16 protein-coding genes are annotated in these 18447 nt (G+C 69.2%); 5 read left to right on the top strand and 11 right to left on the bottom strand.

Annotated features, from left to right (window positions below; translation table 11 throughout):
* Positions 1-31: 31 nt before the first annotated feature.
* Entirely contained in the window at positions 32-247 is a 216-nt protein-coding gene (locus FV233_RS05565) for a hypothetical protein (RefSeq protein WP_147853625.1), read from the bottom strand.
* Between the two features lie 168 nt (positions 248-415).
* Here FV233_RS05565 and FV233_RS05560 point away from each other — a divergent pair, with 168 nt between their 5' ends.
* The 3 genes from FV233_RS05560 (at position 416) to eda (ending at position 4322) form a co-directional block, all read left to right on the top strand.
* Complete coding sequence (locus FV233_RS05560; RefSeq protein ID WP_147853624.1) at positions 416-1537, top strand: asparaginase; 1122 nt, start codon at positions 416-418, stop codon at positions 1535-1537.
* A 305-nt stretch (positions 1538-1842) separates the two neighbouring features.
* On the top strand, positions 1843-3669 hold the full coding sequence (edd, locus tag FV233_RS05555) for a phosphogluconate dehydratase (RefSeq protein WP_147853623.1): 1827 nt from the start codon (positions 1843-1845) through the stop codon (positions 3667-3669).
* Between the two features lie 23 nt (positions 3670-3692).
* The gene (eda, locus tag FV233_RS05550; protein ID WP_187277640.1) at positions 3693-4322 is read left to right on the top strand and encodes a bifunctional 4-hydroxy-2-oxoglutarate aldolase/2-dehydro-3-deoxy-phosphogluconate aldolase; all 630 of its coding nucleotides are present in this window, start codon (positions 3693-3695) and stop codon (positions 4320-4322) included.
* A 78-nt stretch (positions 4323-4400) separates the two neighbouring features.
* Here the strand turns inward: eda and FV233_RS05545 are convergent, their stop codons facing one another.
* The 3 genes from FV233_RS05545 to FV233_RS05535 all read right to left on the bottom strand — a co-directional run bounded on the left by FV233_RS05545 (position 4401) and on the right by FV233_RS05535 (position 7400).
* On the bottom strand, positions 4401-4697 hold the full coding sequence (locus FV233_RS05545; protein WP_058194694.1) for a hypothetical protein: 297 nt from the start codon (positions 4695-4697) through the stop codon (positions 4401-4403).
* 119 nt (positions 4698-4816) lie between these two features.
* Complete coding sequence (locus FV233_RS05540) at positions 4817-6928, bottom strand: ABC transporter ATP-binding protein/permease (RefSeq protein ID WP_147853622.1); 2112 nt, start codon at positions 6926-6928, stop codon at positions 4817-4819.
* Positions 6929-7079: 151 nt separating this feature from the next.
* The gene (locus FV233_RS05535; protein WP_147853621.1) at positions 7080-7400 is read right to left on the bottom strand and encodes a hypothetical protein; all 321 of its coding nucleotides are present in this window, start codon (positions 7398-7400) and stop codon (positions 7080-7082) included.
* 290 nt (positions 7401-7690) lie between these two features.
* Here FV233_RS05535 and FV233_RS05530 point away from each other — a divergent pair, with 290 nt between their 5' ends.
* Both FV233_RS05530 and FV233_RS05525 read left to right on the top strand, forming a co-directional pair.
* Positions 7691-8323: a 2OG-Fe(II) oxygenase gene (locus FV233_RS05530; RefSeq protein WP_147853620.1), complete on the top strand. Its 633-nt coding sequence runs from the start codon at positions 7691-7693 to the stop codon at positions 8321-8323.
* Between the two features lie 98 nt (positions 8324-8421).
* On the top strand, positions 8422-9084 hold the full coding sequence (locus FV233_RS05525; RefSeq protein WP_147896894.1) for a peptidase inhibitor family I36 protein: 663 nt from the start codon (positions 8422-8424) through the stop codon (positions 9082-9084).
* Between the two features lie 209 nt (positions 9085-9293).
* Here FV233_RS05525 and lpxB read toward each other — a convergent pair whose 3' ends face one another.
* From lpxB to FV233_RS05490, 7 genes are all read right to left on the bottom strand, one after another.
* Entirely contained in the window at positions 9294-10493 is a 1200-nt protein-coding gene (gene lpxB, locus FV233_RS05520) for a lipid-A-disaccharide synthase (protein WP_147896893.1), read from the bottom strand.
* A gap of 11 nt (positions 10494-10504) precedes the next feature.
* Positions 10505-11368: a UDP-2,3-diacylglucosamine diphosphatase LpxI gene (gene lpxI, locus FV233_RS05515; RefSeq protein WP_147896871.1), complete on the bottom strand. Its 864-nt coding sequence runs from the start codon at positions 11366-11368 to the stop codon at positions 10505-10507.
* A gap of 10 nt (positions 11369-11378) precedes the next feature.
* Positions 11379-12197, bottom strand: coding sequence for an acyl-ACP--UDP-N-acetylglucosamine O-acyltransferase (gene lpxA / locus FV233_RS05510; protein WP_147896870.1), 819 nt, complete (start codon positions 12195-12197; stop codon positions 11379-11381).
* The gene (gene fabZ, locus FV233_RS05505; RefSeq protein WP_147855074.1) at positions 12194-12670 is read right to left on the bottom strand and encodes a 3-hydroxyacyl-ACP dehydratase FabZ; all 477 of its coding nucleotides are present in this window, start codon (positions 12668-12670) and stop codon (positions 12194-12196) included. The genes lpxA and fabZ overlap by 4 nt, the downstream gene beginning before the upstream one ends.
* 122 nt (positions 12671-12792) lie before the next feature.
* The gene (gene lpxD / locus FV233_RS05500; RefSeq protein ID WP_147896869.1) at positions 12793-13863 is read right to left on the bottom strand and encodes a UDP-3-O-(3-hydroxymyristoyl)glucosamine N-acyltransferase; all 1071 of its coding nucleotides are present in this window, start codon (positions 13861-13863) and stop codon (positions 12793-12795) included.
* Between the two features lie 50 nt (positions 13864-13913).
* A complete protein-coding gene (gene bamA / locus FV233_RS05495) occupies positions 13914-16484 on the bottom strand; it encodes an outer membrane protein assembly factor BamA (RefSeq protein WP_147855076.1) in 2571 nt (856 codons plus the stop codon).
* 407 nt (positions 16485-16891) lie between these two features.
* Positions 16892-18046: an RIP metalloprotease gene (locus tag FV233_RS05490; protein WP_147855077.1), complete on the bottom strand. Its 1155-nt coding sequence runs from the start codon at positions 18044-18046 to the stop codon at positions 16892-16894.
* Positions 18047-18447: the final 401 nt, after the last annotated feature.

The raw sequence follows: 18447 nt of genomic DNA, 5'->3' as shown, positions 1-18447 counted from the left end.
CGAACCCTGCCCGGAGGCGCCAGGACTCGAATTAGACAGCGATGGCCATCTGCGGCGCGCCGCACAGGGCGGCACCCACGGGCTCCGGCGGTGCCTTGCGCGAGACGTAGTAGAGATCGACCGCCCGCCAGAATGCCGTCTGCTCCTCGACCGACCGTCGGGCGAGGGCCGATTCGAGGATCGCCATCGCAGCCCGCGCGGGCTCGCTCCGCTCGAGTTCGTCGAGCAGTCCGGCAAGATGCAGCATTGGGGTCTACCTCCGAACGAACAGCGTTTGAGTGCAACGCCCAAGCTTACGAAATGGATCCGTCGGTCAGCGTCGTCGCTGCATGAAACTTGCCTCGCGGCGAGCGGGGTCTACGATCCCGGACGCGAGCCCGACTCGCGATTCTTCTTCAGACGTCAAGGATCCCCGATGATCTCCTGCCGAAGCGGCGCGGCCTGTTCCCTGCGCGGAGCGACCCTGGCTCTGTTGTTGGCCGGCACGATCGGGGCCACCCCGTCCGGTGCCCGCGAGATGACCGATTCCAGCACTGCCGCGGCGGTGAAGAAGCCGAACGTTGTCATCCTGGCCACAGGCGGCACGATCGCGGGCGCCGGGGCGGACGCGGCCAACAGCGCCACCTACACGGCCGCCAAGGTGCCGGTGGACAAGCTGATCGCCGCGGTACCGCAGGTGAACACCATCGCGAACGTGCGCGGCGAGCAGGTCTTCCAGATCGCGTCGGAGAGCTTCACCGACGCGCAGCTCGTTCAGCTCGCCAAGCGGGTCTCCGCTCTGCTGAAGCAGGACGACGTCGACGGCGTGGTCGTGACCCACGGCACCGACACCCTCGAGGAGACGTCGTTCTTCCTCGACCTCGTGGTGAAGAGCGACAAGCCGATCGTCGTCGTCGGCTCGATGCGGCCGGGCACGGCGATCTCGGCCGACGGCGCCCTCAACCTGCTCGACGCGGTGACAGTCGCGGCCAGCAAGGAGGCGATCGGCCAGGGCGTCACGGTCACGATGAACGACACGATCCAGTCGGGCCGGGACGTGAACAAGCGGACCAACGTCGTCCCCAGCGCCTTCTACAGCCAGTGGGGGCCGCTCGGCATGGTGATCGAGGGCAAGACCTACTTCTTCCGATCCCTGTCGAAGCGCCACAACAAGAGTTCGGAATTCGACATCGACCAGATCGACAGCCTGCCGCTGGTGGGTATCGTGTACGGCTCGGGCAACATGATCCCGGGCGTCTACGACGCGGAGGTTCAGGCCGGCGCGAAGGCGATCGTCAACGCCGGGACCGGCAACGGCTCGGTGGCGGGCTACCTCGTGGACAAGCTGAAGGACATCCGGTCGAAGGGCACGATCGTGATCCGTTCCTCGCGGGTGCCGGACGGCCTGGTCCTGCGCAACGCCGAGCAGCCCGACGACACATACGACTGGGTGGTCGCCCACGACCTCAACCCGGCCAAGGCCAAGATCCTGGCCGCCGTGGCACTGACTAAGACGCAGGACACCAAGGAGCTGCAGCGCATCTTCTGGGAGTATTGAACACCCGTCATTCCCAAGCTTCCCACCCGCGACCTCATCCGGAGGTCGCGGCGCATAGCATCGCCCTCGAAGAAGCCCTCCAGTCAGACGCGCTCCCTGGAGACCTCCTTCGAGGCTCGCTGCGCTCGCGCCTCTGGATGAGGGTGTGATTGGGACGGCCATCGTCGGCAGCCGCGCTCGGCCGCCCTGCGCCACGACCGGGTTACATCGTCCCGGGCACCGCCTAGATAGCCCGGTGCGACGCGGTCGCGGCCGGGATCAGTGCCGGCCCTGCGATCCGCCGGCACCCTGACGGAGGAACGAGCATGACCGAGCTTCATCCCGAGGTCGCGGCGGTCACGGAGCGCGTCGTGGCGCGCTCCCGCGAGTCCCGGCGGACCTATCTCGACCTGATCGCCCGGGAGCGCGATTCGGGCGTGCACCGGCCGACGCTGGCCTGCGGCAACCTCGCCCACGGCTTCGCCGCCTCCGGCGAGGACAAGCCGGCGCTCCGCGACGGCCAGACGGTGATGAACATCGGCATCGTCACCGCCTACAACGACATGCTGTCGGCGCATCAGCCGTACGGGCGCTATCCGGATCAGATCAAGGTCTTCGCCCGGGAGCGCGGCGCCACCGCGCAGGTCGCGGGCGGTACCCCGGCGATGTGCGACGGCGTCACCCAAGGGCAGCGGGGCATGGAGCTGTCGCTGTTCTCGCGCGATACGATCGCGCTTTCCACCGCGGTGGGCCTGAGCCACGGCATGTTCGACGGCGCCGCGCTGCTGGGCATCTGCGACAAGATCGTGCCCGGCCTGCTGATCGGCGCGCTGCGCTTCGGCCACCTCCCGACCATCCTGATCCCGGCCGGGCCGATGCCCTCGGGGCTCGCCAACAAGGAGAAGCAGCGGATCCGCCAGCTCTACGCCGAGGGCAAGGTCGGCCGGGCGGAGCTGCTCGAATCCGAATCCGCCTCCTATCACGGTGCCGGCACCTGCACGTTCTACGGCACGGCCAACTCGAACCAGATGATGATGGACATGATGGGCCTGCACATGCCGGGCGCCTCGTTCATCAATCCGGGTACGAAGCTGCGCCAGGCGGTGACCCGGGCGGCGATCCATCGGCTCACCGAGATCGGCGCCGCCGGCAACGATTACCGGCCGCTCGGCCTGTGCGTGGACGAGAAGGCGATCGTGAACGCCGCGGTCGGCCTGCTCGCCACCGGCGGCTCGACCAACCACGCGATCCACCTGCCGGCCATCGCGCGCGCCGCCGGCATCGTCATCGACTGGGCGGATATCGACCGGCTGTCCAACGCCGTGCCGCTGATCGCCCGGGTCTACCCGAACGGCGCGGGCGACGTGAACCACTTCCACGCCGCCGGGGGCATGAGCTTCGTCATGGCCGCCCTGCTCGATGCCGGGCTGCTGCACGACGACATCCTGACGGTGGCCGGCCAGTCCCTGCGCGACCATGCCCGCGACCCGAAGCTCGACGGCGACGATCTCGCCTTCCAGGATGCCGTGCCGGAGAGCCTGGACGACACCATGATCCGCCGGCCCGGCAACCCGTTCCAGGCGGATGGCGGCATGCGGCTGGTGACCGGCAACCTCGGCCGGGCGACGTTCAAGACCAGCGCCGTCGAGGAGATCCGCCGGACCATCGAGGCCCCGGCCCGGGTGTTCTCCGACCAGGACGACGTGCTCAAAGCGTTCAAGGCCGGCGAATTGGAGCGCGACGTGGTCGTAGTGGTCCGCTTCCAAGGGCCGCGCGCAAACGGCATGCCCGAGCTTCACAAGCTGACGCCGCCGCTCGGCGTGCTCCAGGATCGCGGCCATAAGGTCGCCCTGGTGACGGACGGGCGCATGTCCGGCGCCTCCGGCAAGGTGCCGGCGGCCATCCACTTGAGCCCAGAAGCGCTCGGCGGCGGGGCCATCGGGCGGATCCGCGACGGCGACATCGTCCGCCTCAGCGCGGCCGAAGGCCTCCTGCAGGTGCTGGTCGACGACGCCGAGCTGGCCGCCCGGGAGGAGGCCGTTCAGCCGGTTCCCGAGGCCGGAACCGGCCGGGAGTTGTTCGCTTTCATGCGCCAAGGGGCCGACACCGCCGAACGGGGCGCCTCCGCCATGCTCGCCGCGGCCGGCCTCTGAACGTCGAACCGGAGAAGCCGATCATGAACGATCTGACCAGCATCGACGCGCTGATGCGCTCCGTGCCCGTCATCCCGGTCCTCGTCATCGAGGATGTCGCCCAGGCCAGGCCGATCGCCGAAGCTCTGGTGGCGGGCGGGCTGACCGCCCTGGAGGTCACCCTGCGCACCCCCGCCGCCCTTGAGGTGATCCGAGAGATGGCCCAGGTCGAGGGGGCGGTGGTCGGGGCCGGCACGGTCCTGAACCCCGGCGACCTCGACAGCGCCTTGGCGGCCGGGGCGGAGTTCATCGTCTCGCCGGGGCTCACGGACCCGCTGACCGATGCCGTCAAGGCCAACGGCGTGCCCTACCTGCCGGGCATCGCCACCGCCGCCGACATCATGCGCGGCCTGGACCACGGTCTCGACCGGTTCAAGTTCTTCCCGGCCGAGGCCGCGGGCGGGATCAAGGCACTGAAGGCGCTGACGCCCGTGTTCGGCCGTGTGAAGTTCTGCCCGACCGGCGGAATCACCGAGGCGACCGCTCCGGATTGGCTGGCCGTTCCGTCAGTTCTGTGCGTCGGCGGCAGCTGGGTCGTGAAGCCCGGGGTCCTCGACCGCGACGCCGTCACCCGAGCGGCTCGGGCAGCCTCGAAGCTGCGCCGGGCCGCGTAAGCATCCCGGAGCACGGGAACGCCCGCCTCGGCAGGGCCGGGCGGGCGTTCGTCGTGACGTCAGATGATGGAGCGGAGATCAGCAGTCGTCGCCGCCCTTGCCGGCCTGCGCGGCGGTCGGCTTGCCCTGCGACTGAGCCTGCACGTCCGACGGCGAGGTCGCGGTGCCGGCGTTGGTCATGGCGCCGACGGTGCCGGGCGACTCAGCCTTGGCACCCGGGGTGGTCGGGGTCTTCACGCTCGGATCCACGGTCGAGGCCTTGCTGGCTTCCTTGTCGCGCGTCACGGTCGTCCCGGTCGCGCACGGCGCCGCGAAGGCAGCAGTCGACATCAGGATGAGAGCGCCGGCGCCCGCGAGGGTCTTGATCTTGGTCATGCGTTCCTCCGATTTATTCAGCGCATGACAAACGGACCCCGCAGTCACAGGTTCCGTTCTTATTTCCATCTCGCAACTTCTACGGGGCATTTTCCCCGGCCTTCTGGGACAAAGGCCACTTATCTTGCCGGCTGGGGCTCCCGGCGCTCCCGGGGCGTGAACAGGTCGCCCTGGGGCTCAAGCACGATCCGCCGCTCGTGGAATGCATCGAGCGTGGAGCGGTGGCCGATCGACACGATGGTGGTGTCGGGCAGCCGCTCGCGCAGCATCCGGTAGATCTTGGCCTCGGACGGCTCGTCCAGCGATGCGGTCGACTCGTCGAGGAACAGCCAGGCGGGTTTGGCCAGGATCGCCCGGGCGATGGCGAGGCGCTGCTGCTCGCCGCCGGACAGGCGCCGCTCCCAAGTATCGGTCTCGTCCAGGCGGTCGATCAGGTGCGGCAGCTGGGCGGCGGTCAGGGCATCGCGGATCGCGTCGTCCGAGAACTGGTCGATGGTGTTCGGGTAGACCACCGCGCCGCGCAGCGTCCCCTGCGGAATGTAGGGCCGCTGCGGCAGCAGCAGCGTAGACTGCCCGGCTGGCACGTCCACCCGGCCCTTGCCGAACGGCCAGATGCCCGCGATCGCCCGGAACAGCGTCGATTTGCCGGAGCCCGAGGGGCCGGTGACCAGGGTGGCGCCGCCCCGGGCCAGGGTCAGCTCCGGTGCCGAGACGATCTCGCGGCCGTCCGGCAGGGCGAGCACCAGCCCACGGGCGGTGACGCCGTTGGCGGTCTCGTTGCCCTGGACCAGCCCGTAGCCCGCTGATTCCAGTGCCTCGGCCTTGCTCATCGCGCGGCGGAAGGAGCCGAGACGGATGGTGTTGGCCTTGTACGAGGCGAGGGTCGTGTACGAGTCTACGAAGAACGACAGGGAGCTCTGCACCTGCGAGAACGCCTGCGAGGTCTGCTGCAGGGCGCCGAGCGTGATCTTCTTGGCGAAGAACGACGGCGCGGCGAGCACCATCGGGAAGATCACGCTGGCCTGCCGGTAGCTGAACGTGAAGGCGATCAGCTTGATGCGCCGGAAGATGATGCCGACGTAGTTGTCGATGATCATGTGGAACAGCGAGCCGAGCCGCGTCGCCTCCGCGCGCTCGCCGCGCAGCAGCGCGATCTGCTCCGAGTAGATCCGGTTGCGGGCCAGCGAGAAGCGGAAATCGGCCTCGACCTGCTCCTGCCGGAAGTTGAGCCCGATCAGGGGCCGGCCGATCAGGTGGGTGAGCCACGTGCCGACCACCGCGTAGGCGATCACTAGCCAGACCAGGAAGCCCGGGATCACCGTGTCGGTGAACGGCACGACGAAGTCGCGCGACAGCGTCCACAGGATCACGATGAACGAGACGAGCTGCGCCGCCTGGCTGAGCAGCCGGATCGACAGGCTCGCGGTCTGCTGGATGAACAGGTTGACGTCGGCCTGGATACGCTGATCCGGGTTGTCGGCTTCCTCGTCGGTGAACGGGATGCGGTAATGGGTGCCGTTGCCCAGCCAGCGCTCGTATAGGCTGTGGGTCAGCCAGGTCCGCCAGCGGATGTGCAGCGAGGAATCGACGAACAGGTCGAACATGCCGATGGCGATGTTGAGCGTCGCCAGCGGAACGAAGATCCAGAGCAGCTGGTACCAGAACGCCGTCGCGTCGTATTCCTGCAGCGCGTTGTAGATGTCGCGGTAAAAGAAGTTGAACCGCAGGGTCAGCGCCACGTCGGCGAAGTTCACGAAGATCGACAGCGCGACGAGGTTGCGGCCGATCCGGCCCTCGGTGCTGCCGAACCAGCGGAACAGGCCGATCTCCTTGGTCGGCTTGTCGCGGTTGGCGAAATACGGGTCGGCGATGTCGGTGATCGCGCGGATCGGACCGAGATGCGAGACGGCGAGCACGATGGCGCCGAACACCACCGCGCCGGTGGCGGCGAAGTCCGGCGGCAGCAGTGCGGCCACCACCGGGGGCAGCAGGCCCATGGCGGCGATCGTCTTCAGGCCGGCGAGCAGCAGGTAGCCGAACCCGTAGACCGAGACGAAGACCTTCAGGTAGGCCGAGATGCCGTTGGCGGCGATCAGGATGCCGGCCATCACGAAGCCGGCGAGCGAGACGTAAAGCGGCGGGCTGGGGATCCCCGGAAGCGCCAGCAGGATCAGCGCGGCCACGGCCGTCAGCACGGCCTGGATCCCGAGCCCGGTCCTGATTGAAGCCACGCGTGTCTCCCGCCTAACGTGAGCGTTCATTCGGGAACGCAACCCGGCGGCCTTGGCCCTGGGTCGTGGCGAGAACGTGGCACTTCGCGGGCGCTGTCACGTGAAAGTTTCGTCACGAACCGGCCGAGGCGACGCCACGCCGCGTCCCGCGCTACCAGTTCCACTCCTCGAAGCCCGGTTCGCGGCAGCGATAGCCGATCGGGCATTGCGGATTGTCGCGGGTGGGGACGAAGCGGAGTTCGGCTATCTCGGCGCCGGTGCACTGGCCCGGGCCGCTGACGAAACGCTCCGGAGCGGTGCCGCCGGCGATCACCACGTCGCCCTCGCTCTTCACCAGCGCCATCGCCTCGGCGCAGCTCATCCGCGCCGTCCCGGCGGGGCGCGACGACCGCGACGATTGCGCGAACGCGCTCACCCCGGCCGCCATCGCGACAAGGTGAACGCACAGCAAGGCGAGGACCAGCGGCCTCATCGCGGACGGGTTCCGGGTACGCACCCGAGAAGAAAGTCCTCGGGCATCGCGCCATCCTGCACGGCCAGGCGCCCCGAGACTGTCACCGGAATGCGCCACCACACGGCTTTCGCCGTTGGACCGCCGCAATCACCGGATTATGGGATTCCAGGATCAGGGGAAGCGCTCGAGATTGGATGACCGCGGACGCCCCATGGGCGCGCCCGGCCCGCACGCCCCGATGATCCTCCGGCACGCGCCCCTGGCGCCGGCGTGCCGGCCGTCGCGCGCCGGAGACCAGGGACCCGCAGATGTCCGCCCTCTCGATCCTCGACGTTTCCGCGGTGCGTGCCGCCCCGGTGGCCCGCGAGCCCTACCCGTACACGCTGGGCACCAACGTCCTGAACCCGGACGCCATCGACGCGATCCGGCGCGACTTCCCGGACATCGCAAAGCCCGGCTACCTGACGGTGGACGAGGTCGCGCTCAAGGGCCGGTTCAAGGCGCTGATCGACGAACTGGAGAGCGATGCGTTCTCTGACATCCTCGGCGAGAAGTTCGGAATCGACCTGGTTTCCTGCCCGCGGCTGACCACGATCATGCGGAAGAGCCAGCTCAAATACGGTTCGATCCACACCGACGGCCCATCGAAGGTGCTGACGCTGCTCGTCTACATGAACGACGCCTGGGACGCCCCGGCCGCCGGACGCTTGCGGGTGCTCTACGACGGCCGCAACTACGCGCCCTTCGCGGTGGAGGTGCCCCCGACCATGGGGACGATGTTCGCCTTCCTGCGGGCCGACAATTCCTGGCATGGCCACGAGCCGTTCGAGGGTGAGCGCCGGGTGGTGCAGGTCGCATGGCTCAAGGACGCCGCGGAACTGGAGCGCAAGCGCAAGCGCAACCGCACCGCCCAGTTCCTGAAGGGGATCTTCGGACGCTGAACGACGCGGCAGTTCCCCCTAGCCTCTTGTTGGGGCATCCTTTTCCCCAGCGACCCGGCGACCGAATCGGCACCGGATGCCTGGATCAGGGGGTGAGGATGGGTGCGGTCGTGCTGGCCGATCCGGGTGATGAACCCCGTACCGGCTCCAAGCGCCGCTTCGTCGTGCCTGCGCTCCTGGTCCTCGGCTGGGCCGGGCTTTTCGGCTATAGCGCGATCTACCTCACCGAGGACATGCCGTTCCGGACCCAGCAGGCCGAAACCCGGCCCGCTCCGGCCCCGAAGCCCCCGGGCCGTCGGGTCGTGACGCTCGACGCGCTCGACGAGGCCGCACCGGCTGCGCAGGGTTTGGACACTGGGCCGCCAATGGCCTCCCAGGCGGCTCGGAGCCCGGCGGATCCAGGCACGCAAGGGGCAATCGTTCCCCCGGCGGCGCCCGTATCCTCCAGGCAAGCGGGCCCGGCCAATCCTGAATATGCCGGAATCTGGGGGCCGACCGCAGATGCCTGCTCGGCACGCTCCCGGCGCCGGGGCTACATCCCGGCCACCATCACGCCGGAGCGAGCCCGGGCCGGCCGCACGATCTGCAATTTCCACGACGGCCGCCGCGTCGGCAACGCCTGGGTGGTCGCCGCCGAATGCAGCGACCGCGGCCGGCACTGGTCCTCGCAGGTGCGGCTCGTGGTCGACGGCGACCGCCTCACCTGGTCGAGCGGGCGCGGCACAGCGGCCTACGTGCGCTGCGGGCGGCGCGGGGGGTGACGAGCGGCAGGATGCGAACATCCTGGACCGGCGATCGTCGGTCCGCGCTCAAGCATCGCCTCGACGCCGGGACATGCTCCCTGTCGTCCCGGGGGCGCGGAGCCGAACCCGGGATCCATAACCGTCGGCAGATCAAGACCTAGGATTGTCGGCGGTTACGGGTTCCGGGTTCGGCTCCGCGCCCCCGGAAAGACAGGGAGATTGACCCGTTAAACCGCGCGATGAGCTTGAGGCGTCAAACGACTCCGATCCCGCGTCCCCACGGCGGCATCCAGCACAATCCGGGCAGCGGCCCGGCTCGGCGTGTCGTCCCCGGAAAGCCGCATCCTTCCGTCGATCCGGGCGAGCGCGTCGCTTTGCGCGTCGCGCTCCGGGCCGCCTGCCAGCAGTGGCAGCAGGGCCCGAGCCAAGTGCTCGGGCGTACAATCCGCCTGGACGAATTCCGGCATGGCGTTGTCGGCCAGGATCAGGTTCGGCAGCACGATGCTGGGGACCTGGATCAGGCGGCGGGCGATGAACTCCTCCGCGCGCGAGACCTTGTAGGCCACCACCATCGGGACGCCCGCCAGCGCCAGTTCCAGCGTGACGGTGCCGGAGGCCGCGAGCGCCGCCCGGGCGCCCCGGAACGCGGCGTATTTCGGCGCCTCGCCGGTCAGCACCTGGACGGGCACGGGCCAGTTCAGGGCCAGCCGCTCGATCAGGGCCCGGTGGCGGGTCACGGCCGGCAGGACCGCTTCCACCTCCAGGACGCGGGAGACAAGCTCGAGCGCCTGCCCGAAGACCGGCATCAGCCGGTCGATCTCGGCCCGGCGGGAGCCCGGCAGGACCACGAGGCGGTAGGGGACCGCCTCCCGCCGCCGGACCTCCGCCGCGGCGGGGCGCAAGTCAGGAAACCGCTCGATCAGCGGGTGGCCGACATAGGTGCAGGGCGGGCCGCCGAGACGCAGATGCGCGGCGGGCTCGAACGGCAGCAGCGCCATCACGTGGTCGATGAAGCCGCGCATGCCCTTGGCCCGCCAGGGCCGCCAGGCCCAGACGCTCGGCGACACGTAGTCGACGATCGGGATGCCGGGCGCCGCCTTCCGGACCCGCTGGGCGACGGCATGGGTGAAGCCCGGGCTGTCGATGATCACCAACACGTCGGGCCGGGCGCGCACCACCGCGGTCGCGGTCTCGCGGATGCGCCGCAGCAGCGTCCGAGCCCGGGCGAGCACCGGGAGGTAGCCCATGACGGCGACGTCATCGAGGGGGAACAGGGAGGTGAACCCCTCCTCGGCCATGGCCTCGCCGCCGACGCCGCCGAACACGGTTCCGGGCGCCGCCGCGCGCAGCGCCCGCATCAGCTTGGCGCCGAGTTGGTCCCCCGAATCCTCGCCGGCCACCAGCCAGATTGTCTTGGATGGGGACATAGCGGCAGCGCTCATGGCGCGGTTCCGTAGCCGACCAGGAACAGACCGAGGCGGTCGGCTTCGGCCGCCGTGGCGACCCGATCAATCACCAAAGTGCCGCCGGCTTCGAGCGCCAGCCCGACGCAGCCGGCCGCGGCGGCGTTGCGCACGGTCCGGGGGCCGATCGCCGGCAGGTCGATGCGCAGGTCCTGGCCGAGCTTCGGCGCCTTCACCAGCACGGTCGCGGGCAGCGCCCGTCCCCGCCCGAACGGCCTGCGGCCGAGCGCCCGGGCGCGGGCGAGCATGCGGTCGGTGCCCTCCGGCCCCTCGACGGCGATTACCCGCTCGCCGGAGACCGCCACCGCCTGCCCGAGATCGTAGGGCGAGAGCGCGTCGAGCACCCCGCGCCCGGTGCGGATCGACAGGTCGGCATCCGCGTCGGGCCCGAGGCGCCCGAGCCGGCCCTCCGGGCAGAGCAGATCCGGGGCGGCCTCGTGGACGCCCAGCACCCGGTGGCCTTCCTCTTCCACCAACGCCAGGGCGGCGCGCAGCAGCCGGTCGTCGCCGCCGCCGGCGATCGCCCGCAGGGTCTCGCGGTTGCGCAAAGCCGCGCCGGCATTGAGCAGCGCAGCCGGGCTCGGCCGGGAGACCCCGCCCGCCGGGACCATCACGGCCGGGCCCCAGGCGCGGAGCAGCTTGAGGATCGCGGCGAGGTCGAGGAGGTCGACGGTCGCGTCGGCCCGGGCACGCAGGGACCGATCGGTGAAGCCGCGGAGCGCAATCAGCCGGAACGGCCGGTGCGTCCGGGTCAGCGACTCGGCGACGAGTTCGGGCAGCCGGCCGGCGCCGGCGATCAGGACGAGCGTACCCTCGGGCAGTGGAGCGGCCTCGTCCATGCGGGTAGGCTCAGGCTGCCCCGATCGGGACCGGAAGCTCGCGCGGCGTGCAGATCGAGCGCTTGCCGCCGGCGCGGATGAAGGCGAGGATCTCGGACACGGCGGTGTGGGACTCGAAGGTCGCGGCCACGTCCTCGACCCGCTCCATCAGCGTGCCCTCGGGGGCGAACAGCAGGCGGTAGGCCCGCCGGAGGGCGTGGATGTCCTCGCGGGCGAAGCCGCGGCGCTGCAGGCCTATGATGTTGAGCCCCGAAAGATACGCACGGTTGCCGAGCACCATGCCGTAGGGGATGCAGTCGTTCTCCAGCCCCGAGAGGCCGCCGACGAAGGCGTGGGCGCCGACCCGGGCGAACTGGATCACCGCGGCGCCGCCGCCCAGGATCGCGTAATCGCCGACGCTGCAATGGCCGGCCAGCATCACGTTGTTGGAGAAGATGACGTGGTCGCCGACCCGACAATCGTGGCCGACATGGGAATTCGCCAGGAAGGTGCAGTGATCGCCGACCGAGGTCTCGAGGCCGCCCCCGCTGGTGCCGGGGTTCATTGTCACGCCCTCGCGGATCAGGCAATCGGCCCCGATCGTCAGCGTCGAGGCCTCGCCCCGGTATTTCAGATCCTGCGGCTGGTGGCCGATGGAGGCGAAGGGGAAGATCCGGGTGCGGGGGCCGATCGTCGTACGACCGGCCAACACCACGTGGCTGAGGAGCTCGCAGCCTTCGCCCAGCACGACCTCGGGCCCGACATGGCAGAACGGGCCGATCCGCACGCCCTCGCCGATCGCGGCGCCCGACTCGATCACGGCGCTCGGGTGGATCAGGGCGTCGCTCACTCCGTCACCAGCATGGCGCCGATCTCGGCCTCCGCCACGAGCACACCGTCGACCCGGGCCTCGCCACGGAACCACCACATGGTCCGGCGGTGGTTCATCTTCTTCATGTGGAAGCGCACCTGGTCGCCGGGAGTGACCGGCTTGCGGAACTTGCACTTGTCGATGGTCATGAAGAACACCTGCTTGGTGCGCAGCTCGTCCGTCCGGATGTGACGGCAGCAAATCGCGCCGGCGGTCTGGGCCATGCCCTCGATCAGCAGCACCCCGGGGAAGACCGGCATCCCGGGGAAATGCCCCATGAATTGCGGCTCGTTGGCGGTGACGTTCTTGATGCCGACGCAGGATTCATCGCGATCGATCTCGACGATGCGGTCGATCATCAGGAACGGGTAGCGGTGCGGCAGCAACTCCAGCAGCGTCTGGATGTCGGCTGTGCCCAGTTCCTCGTTGGTGTCGCGCGCCGCCTCGCTCATCGAATCCCGTACCTCGAGTCACCGCCATCGGGCGGACCGATATCCGCCCCCCATGACGGGCGGACGCCCTCTTCGGAAGAAATCAGCGGAGATGCAAGGGTTTCCGGGATGGCCGGCCGATATCACCCGGCGTCGGGAGCCGGATCCTTCTCCGGATCCTTGCCGGAGCGCTCGGCCAGCCGCGCCAGCGTCGTCAGCTCGCGGAACCACGCGCGCACCGGCTTGGCCGGCGTGCCGCCCCAGCGGCTGCCCGGCGGGACATCGCGGTTGACGTTGGACGAGCCGGCGATCTGCGCGCCGCGGCCGATGCGCAGATGGCCGACCACGCCGACCTGGCCGCCGAGCACCACGTAGTCTTCCAGCGTGGTCGAGCCCGAGATGCCGACCCCGGAGACGATCACGCAGTGGCGGCCGATGACGACGTTGTGGGCGATCTGGACGAGGTTATCGATCTTGGTGCCCTCGCCGATGACCGTATCGCGCGAGGCACCCCGGTCGATCGTCGTGTTGGCGCCGATCTCGACATCGTCCTGGACGATCACCCGGCCGATCTGGGGCACCTTGAGATGGGTCGCGCCCATGGCGAAGCCGAACCCGTCCTGGCCGAGCCGGGCACCCGGATGCAGGATCACCCGGTTGCCGACGAGCGCGTGGCTCAAGGTCGTGCCGGCGCCGATGGAGCAGTCGCGCCCGATCCGCACGCCCGCGCCGATCACCGCGTTCGGGCCGATGACGCTGCCTGAACCGATCTCGACACCGGGGCCGATCACCGCGCCGGGATCGACCGTGACCCCCTCCTCCAGCCGCGCATCCGGGTGGACATGGGCGCCCGGGGCGATGCTGCGGCCGCCGAATTGCGAGCCGGGGCGCATGGCATCCGGGTGCAGGCGCCCGAGCAGGGCGGCGTAGGCCCGGTACGGGTCCCGGCTGACCAGCGCGACGGTCCCGGCCGGGCATCGCGCCGCGAACCGCGGGCTCACCAGGCAGGCGCCGGCCCGGGTCGCGGCGAGCGCGTCGCCGTAGCGGGCATTGTCCATGTAGGCAAGGTCGTCCGGCCCGGCGCTCTCGAGCGGGGCCGCGGCTCTGAGCCTGCATTCGGGGTCCGCGCCCTCGGGCAGGGAAGCACCGGCTGCGGCGGCGACGTCGGCGAGGGTGAGGAAGCCGGTCGCGGCGAAGAAATCGGGATCTGACATGCAGGGCAACGCACCGGCCGGAGAAATCCGGCCGGTGCGCGTGGTTTTTATCAGAACCGCGAGCCGCCGGAGAAGCGGAACGCCTGGGTCTGATCCTTGCCGATATGGCCGACCTTGCCGAGCAGCGGCACGTAGACCGACTGACCCTCGTCCTTGGTCAAGGCATAGGCGTAGTCGAACCGGATGGGGCCGAGCGGCGAGTTCCACAGGATGGACGCGCCGATCGAGGATCGGATCGCGGCCGTGTCGCGGACGTTCACGCATTCCGGCTCGACGCCGATGTTGAACGCAGAGAAGTTGCACTTCCCGGTTTGCGGCGAGATCCCGTTGATGAAGCCGTCGCCGTTCACGTTGAAGTTGCGCCGTCCGCTATAGCCGAACAACGTACCGGCATCGGCGAAGACTGCGCCCTTCAGGCCCAGATCCCGCGGGATGAGGGGCAGCGGGAACTGCACTTCGAGGGTACCGCCGATGTAGGTGGATCCGCCGATGGCGTTGGAGCGGGCGTCGGCGATGCCGACGTCGCGCGGGCCGATACCGTTCGGCGCAAAGCCGCGGACCAGCGACGGTCCGAGGAAGAACTCGTCGGTGACGCGAAGCGGCTTGCCGTCGATGGCGTTGATGTGGCCGCCCTGGAACCGGACGAAGCCGATCACGTCCTCGAACAACTCCTTGTAGTAGCGCGCGTCCGCGGTGACGCGGAAGAACTTCGAGTCGCCGCCCAGGCCCGCGACGTCGGGCTTCAGTTCGGCGTAGAGGCCGTTGCGCGGCGCGCCAACCACGTCGAGGGTCGAGTAGGCGAGCGTCAGGCCGGCCAGCGAGGTCAGCGTGTTGCCCTGCGAGCCCTTGATGGCGATCGAGGCTTCACCGTCATACGCACAGTTCGGGTAGACCGACTGGCCGCCGATGTTGCGGCCGCTGTTCGGGTCGATCGTGCCGCCCGCGTAGGTCGCGGTGTAGCCCGGGATCGGCGTCGAGCAGTCGTTGTACGGCCGCTTGAGGGTGTTCGGCACCTTCAGCTCGGTGTTGTACAGCGAGTAGCGCAGGGTGATGCCGAACTCCTCGGTGATCGGCAGGCCCAGGCGCAGCTGGCCGCCATACACCGTGGTCTCGTAGCGCGAGTACCGGGTCAGGTCGGAGTACTTGTAGAAGGCGTCGAAGCCGGCGGCGAGCCGGTAGCCGAGGAAGTACGGCTCGGTGAACGAGAAGTCGACGCCGCGCGAGTACTGGCCACCCGTGCCGGCGAGGCGGACATACTGGCCGCGGCCGAGGAAGTTGGACTCGGAGACCGAGACCTCGCCGATGATGCCGTCCTGGGTAGAATAGCCGCCCGCCACCGAGAACGAACCCGTGGGCTGATCCTCGACATCGATGTTGATGACCACGCGGTCGGCCGCAGAGCCGGGTTCGTTGGAGAACCGGACCTTCTTGAAGAAGCCGAGGCCGTTCAAGCGCCGCTCGGCCCGGTCGGTCAGCACGCGGTTGTAGGCATCGCCCTCGGCGATATCCAGCTCGCGGCGGATGACGTAGTCGCGGGTGCGGGTGTTGCCGCGGATGTTGATGCGCTCGACGTAGACGTGCGGGCCGTCCTCGACCACGAAGCCCAGGGAGACTTGGTGGGTCGCGGGGTCGCGCTGGCCGGTGGGGCGGACCTGGGCGAACGGGTAGCCGGCGCGGTTGACCTCGCGGGTGACGTTGTTGAGCGTCCGCTCCACGTCGTCGGCGTTGTAGACGTCGCCCACCGCGGCGGTGATGTTGCTGTCGAGCTTGGCGGTGTCGATCCCGGGCAGGCGGGAATCCACCGCCACCGCGCCGACCTTGTACTGCTCGCCCTCGTTCACCGTGACGGTGATGACGTAGCCCGAGCTGTCGCCCTCGACATAGCGGGCGTCGGCGCTGACCACCTGGAAGTCGGCGTAGCCGTTCTTCAGGTAGTAGCGGCGCACCTGGTCCAGGTCGGTGGTGATGCGGTCCGGATCGTAGACGTCGGAGGTCTTGATGAACGACAGGAAATTCATCTCGGAGGAGCTCATCAGCCCCTTCAGGGTCCGCTCCGAATAGGCGTTGTTGCCGACGAAGTTGATCGAGATGATGCCGGTCTTGTCGCCCTCGTCGACCTGGTAGATCACGTCGACCCGGCCGTTCGGCAGGTCCACGGTCCGGTAGGTGACCTTGGCGGTGCCGCGGCCGAAGCGCTTGTAGACGTCGCGGATGCGGGCGAGGTCGGCGTTGACGATGGCCTCGCTGTAGGGGCCCCGGGCCTTCGCCTCGACGATGCCCTCGAGCGTCGCCTTCTCGACCTTCTTGTTGCCCTCGAACACGACCCGGTTGATCAGGTTGTTCTCGCGGACGGTGACCACCGTGCGACCGCCGGACTGGGCGACCTTCACGTCCGAGAACATGCCGCTGGCGAGCAGGTTGCGCCGGGCCTCCTCGGCGGAGCCGGACGCCGTCCCGGTCACGTAGGACCGGATCGTGTCGGCATCGACGCGCTGGTTGCCCTGGACGACGATCTGCTGCGCCTGGGCGGCACCGCTCAGGACCAGGCCCGCACCGGCAGCGACTAGGACGATGGTCTTCCGCACCGACTTACGTCGGGGCTTCCCCGTCAACGACATCATGCAATCGCCCGTTTCTGTTCTGGTCGCGGGGGTTAGCCCGTCACAGGCGACCGTTGACCGGTCGTCCTGTCACCCTGGTCCAAGCGTGGCTTCAGGTCCAAGCGTAGCTCTTAGCGGGATTCCCCTGCCAAGCAAACGCGCGGGAGGCCATCGTCAGGGGATTTTGGGGGGTCGTGGCCTTCGCGCCACTTAACGGCGGGCGGACCGTGCGGGCAAAGCCCCAATCATGGTGAATGGCCTGTAAATCTTTGCGGCCACACCTGTTTTCGCGCCTACCAATGTTGGCGTTAACCCTGTTTTAAGCACCGGGCGGGGCGCCTTCGAGGCAGTCTCCGGGCGGTATCGCGGCGGGATTAGGGCACCGATTCCGGTGGAGATCGGACCGGTGCCCACGCGGGGTCCTTGGATCAGGTGTTCCGCCAGGACGCGCCGAGGTTGAGGATGTCGTTCCAGGCGGCGAACAGCATCAGCATCAGGACCAGGGCGAGGCCGATCCGGAAGCCGATCTCCTGGGCGCGCTCGCTGAGCGGACGGCCGCGGACGACCTCGAAGGCGTAGAACAGCAGGTGCCCGCCATCGAGCAGCGGCACCGGGAACAGGTTCAGGAGGCCGATCGAGACCGAGAGCAGCGCGATGAGGCCGACGAGCCCCCCGACGCCGCCGTTCTTGGCGACCTCGCCGGAAACCCGGGCGATGCCGATCGGACCCGACAGCTGGTCGGCCGATTCCCGACCGGTGGCGAGTTTGCTCAAGTAGGAGAAGGTCCGCTCCACCACGAAGTAGGTCTCGCGCACGCCGAGATCGAGGGAATCGAGCGCCCCGTACCGGACGAGCCGCGCCTCCGACCCTGCGGGCGAGCGGATGCCGAGCCGGCCGATCCGGTGGCGGCCGAAGGGCGTCTTCTCCTCATAGGTGGCGGGCGTCGCCTGGATGGTGATCGGTTGCTCGGCCCGCTCCACCGTGAAGGTCAGCGGCGTGCCGGCGCTGCCGGTCACGGTGCGGTACATGGCGTTGAAGTCGCCGATCTTCTCGCCGTCGATGGCGGTGATCACGTCGCCGGGTTGGAAGCCGGCCTGGGCGGCGACGCTGCCGGGCTCCACGGAGGAGACCCGGGCGGGCAGCTCGTAGCGCCCGGCCAGCCAGATCGCGCCGGCAAACAGCAGGATCGCCAGGATAAAGTTCGCCACCGGGCCGGCGGCGACGATCGCGGCGCGCTTGGCCACGGGCTGGGTCGGGAAGCTGATCGCCCGCTCGTGCGGGGACATCCGGGCGATCGTCTCCGGATCCGGCATGCTGGCGCCGTTGGCGTCGCCGTGGAACTTCACGTAGCCGCCGAGCGGGATGGCGCAGAGCTTCCAGCGGGTGCCGCGCCGGTCGTTAAACCCGAACAGTTCCGGGCCGAAGCCGAGGGAGAAGGCGTGCACGCCCACCCCGCACCAGCGGCCGACCAGGAAGTGGCCCATCTCGTGGACGAAGACCACCACGGTGAGCACGAACAGGAACGGGATCACGGCTCCGAAGAAGCCGCCGGCGGTCCCGCCCATCGCGTTGAGAAAGTCCATAAGCCGATCCCTGGCCGTCTCTGCGCCGGCTTCTCAGGCCGGCCATCCGGCCGGTCTAGCAGATCGGTGCGGTTGACCGCCAACGCAATCCTCCGGGCCTGAAGCGGGTGGTCGCGGGGCAGCGCGCAGCGCGGCGGCGCACATCGGGACAAACGATCCCCGCTGTCCTCGGCCCTACGCCGTACACACCGTCAATGCCCCCCACCCCCGCCAGCCAGGGCGATCGCTTGAAAGGAATGGATTTCGGTGTTGCCTTTTGCGTGATTCACAGGGGGCCTCGGTCTGGTGAGGCATCCGATGTCAGGCAAGGCACTGGTGGAGCATTTTTCGGCGTTGGAAGACCCGCGCCAGAGTTGGAAGGTGGTCTACCCGCTGCCGGAGATCATGTTGCTGGTCCTGTG

Origin of the sequence: Methylobacterium sp. WL7 (genome assembly GCF_008040085.1) — a bacterium.
In the GTDB taxonomy this organism is placed as follows: Bacteria; Pseudomonadota; Alphaproteobacteria; order Rhizobiales; family Beijerinckiaceae; genus Methylobacterium; species Methylobacterium mesophilicum.
Note: the sequence above shows the minus strand (reverse complement) of the source record. Positions and strands in the feature narration are given on the sequence as shown.

Bases quoted from the DNA above. Each gene is read 5' to 3' on its own strand.
- FV233_RS05565 (WP_147853625.1), bottom strand. From the start codon at position 247: ATGCTGCATCTTGCCGGACTGCTCGACGAACTCGAGCGGAGCGAGCCC.
- FV233_RS05560 (WP_147853624.1), top strand. From the start codon at position 416: ATGATCTCCTGCCGAAGCGGCGCGGCCTGTTCCCTGCGCGGAGCGACC.
- edd (WP_147853623.1), top strand. From the start codon at position 1,843: ATGACCGAGCTTCATCCCGAGGTCGCGGCGGTCACGGAGCGCGTCGTG.
- eda (WP_187277640.1), top strand. From the start codon at position 3,693: ATGAACGATCTGACCAGCATCGACGCGCTGATGCGCTCCGTGCCCGTC.
- FV233_RS05545 (WP_058194694.1), bottom strand. From the start codon at position 4,697: ATGACCAAGATCAAGACCCTCGCGGGCGCCGGCGCTCTCATCCTGATG.
- FV233_RS05535 (WP_147853621.1), bottom strand. From the start codon at position 7,400: ATGAGGCCGCTGGTCCTCGCCTTGCTGTGCGTTCACCTTGTCGCGATG.
- FV233_RS05530 (WP_147853620.1), top strand. From the start codon at position 7,691: ATGTCCGCCCTCTCGATCCTCGACGTTTCCGCGGTGCGTGCCGCCCCG.
- FV233_RS05525 (WP_147896894.1), top strand. From the start codon at position 8,422: ATGGGTGCGGTCGTGCTGGCCGATCCGGGTGATGAACCCCGTACCGGC.
- lpxB (WP_147896893.1), bottom strand. From the start codon at position 10,493: ATGTCCCCATCCAAGACAATCTGGCTGGTGGCCGGCGAGGATTCGGGG.
- lpxI (WP_147896871.1), bottom strand. From the start codon at position 11,368: ATGGACGAGGCCGCTCCACTGCCCGAGGGTACGCTCGTCCTGATCGCC.
- fabZ (WP_147855074.1), bottom strand. From the start codon at position 12,670: ATGAGCGAGGCGGCGCGCGACACCAACGAGGAACTGGGCACAGCCGAC.
- lpxD (WP_147896869.1), bottom strand. From the start codon at position 13,863: ATGTCAGATCCCGATTTCTTCGCCGCGACCGGCTTCCTCACCCTCGCC.
- bamA (WP_147855076.1), bottom strand. From the start codon at position 16,484: ATGATGTCGTTGACGGGGAAGCCCCGACGTAAGTCGGTGCGGAAGACC.
- FV233_RS05490 (WP_147855077.1), bottom strand. From the start codon at position 18,046: ATGGACTTTCTCAACGCGATGGGCGGGACCGCCGGCGGCTTCTTCGGA.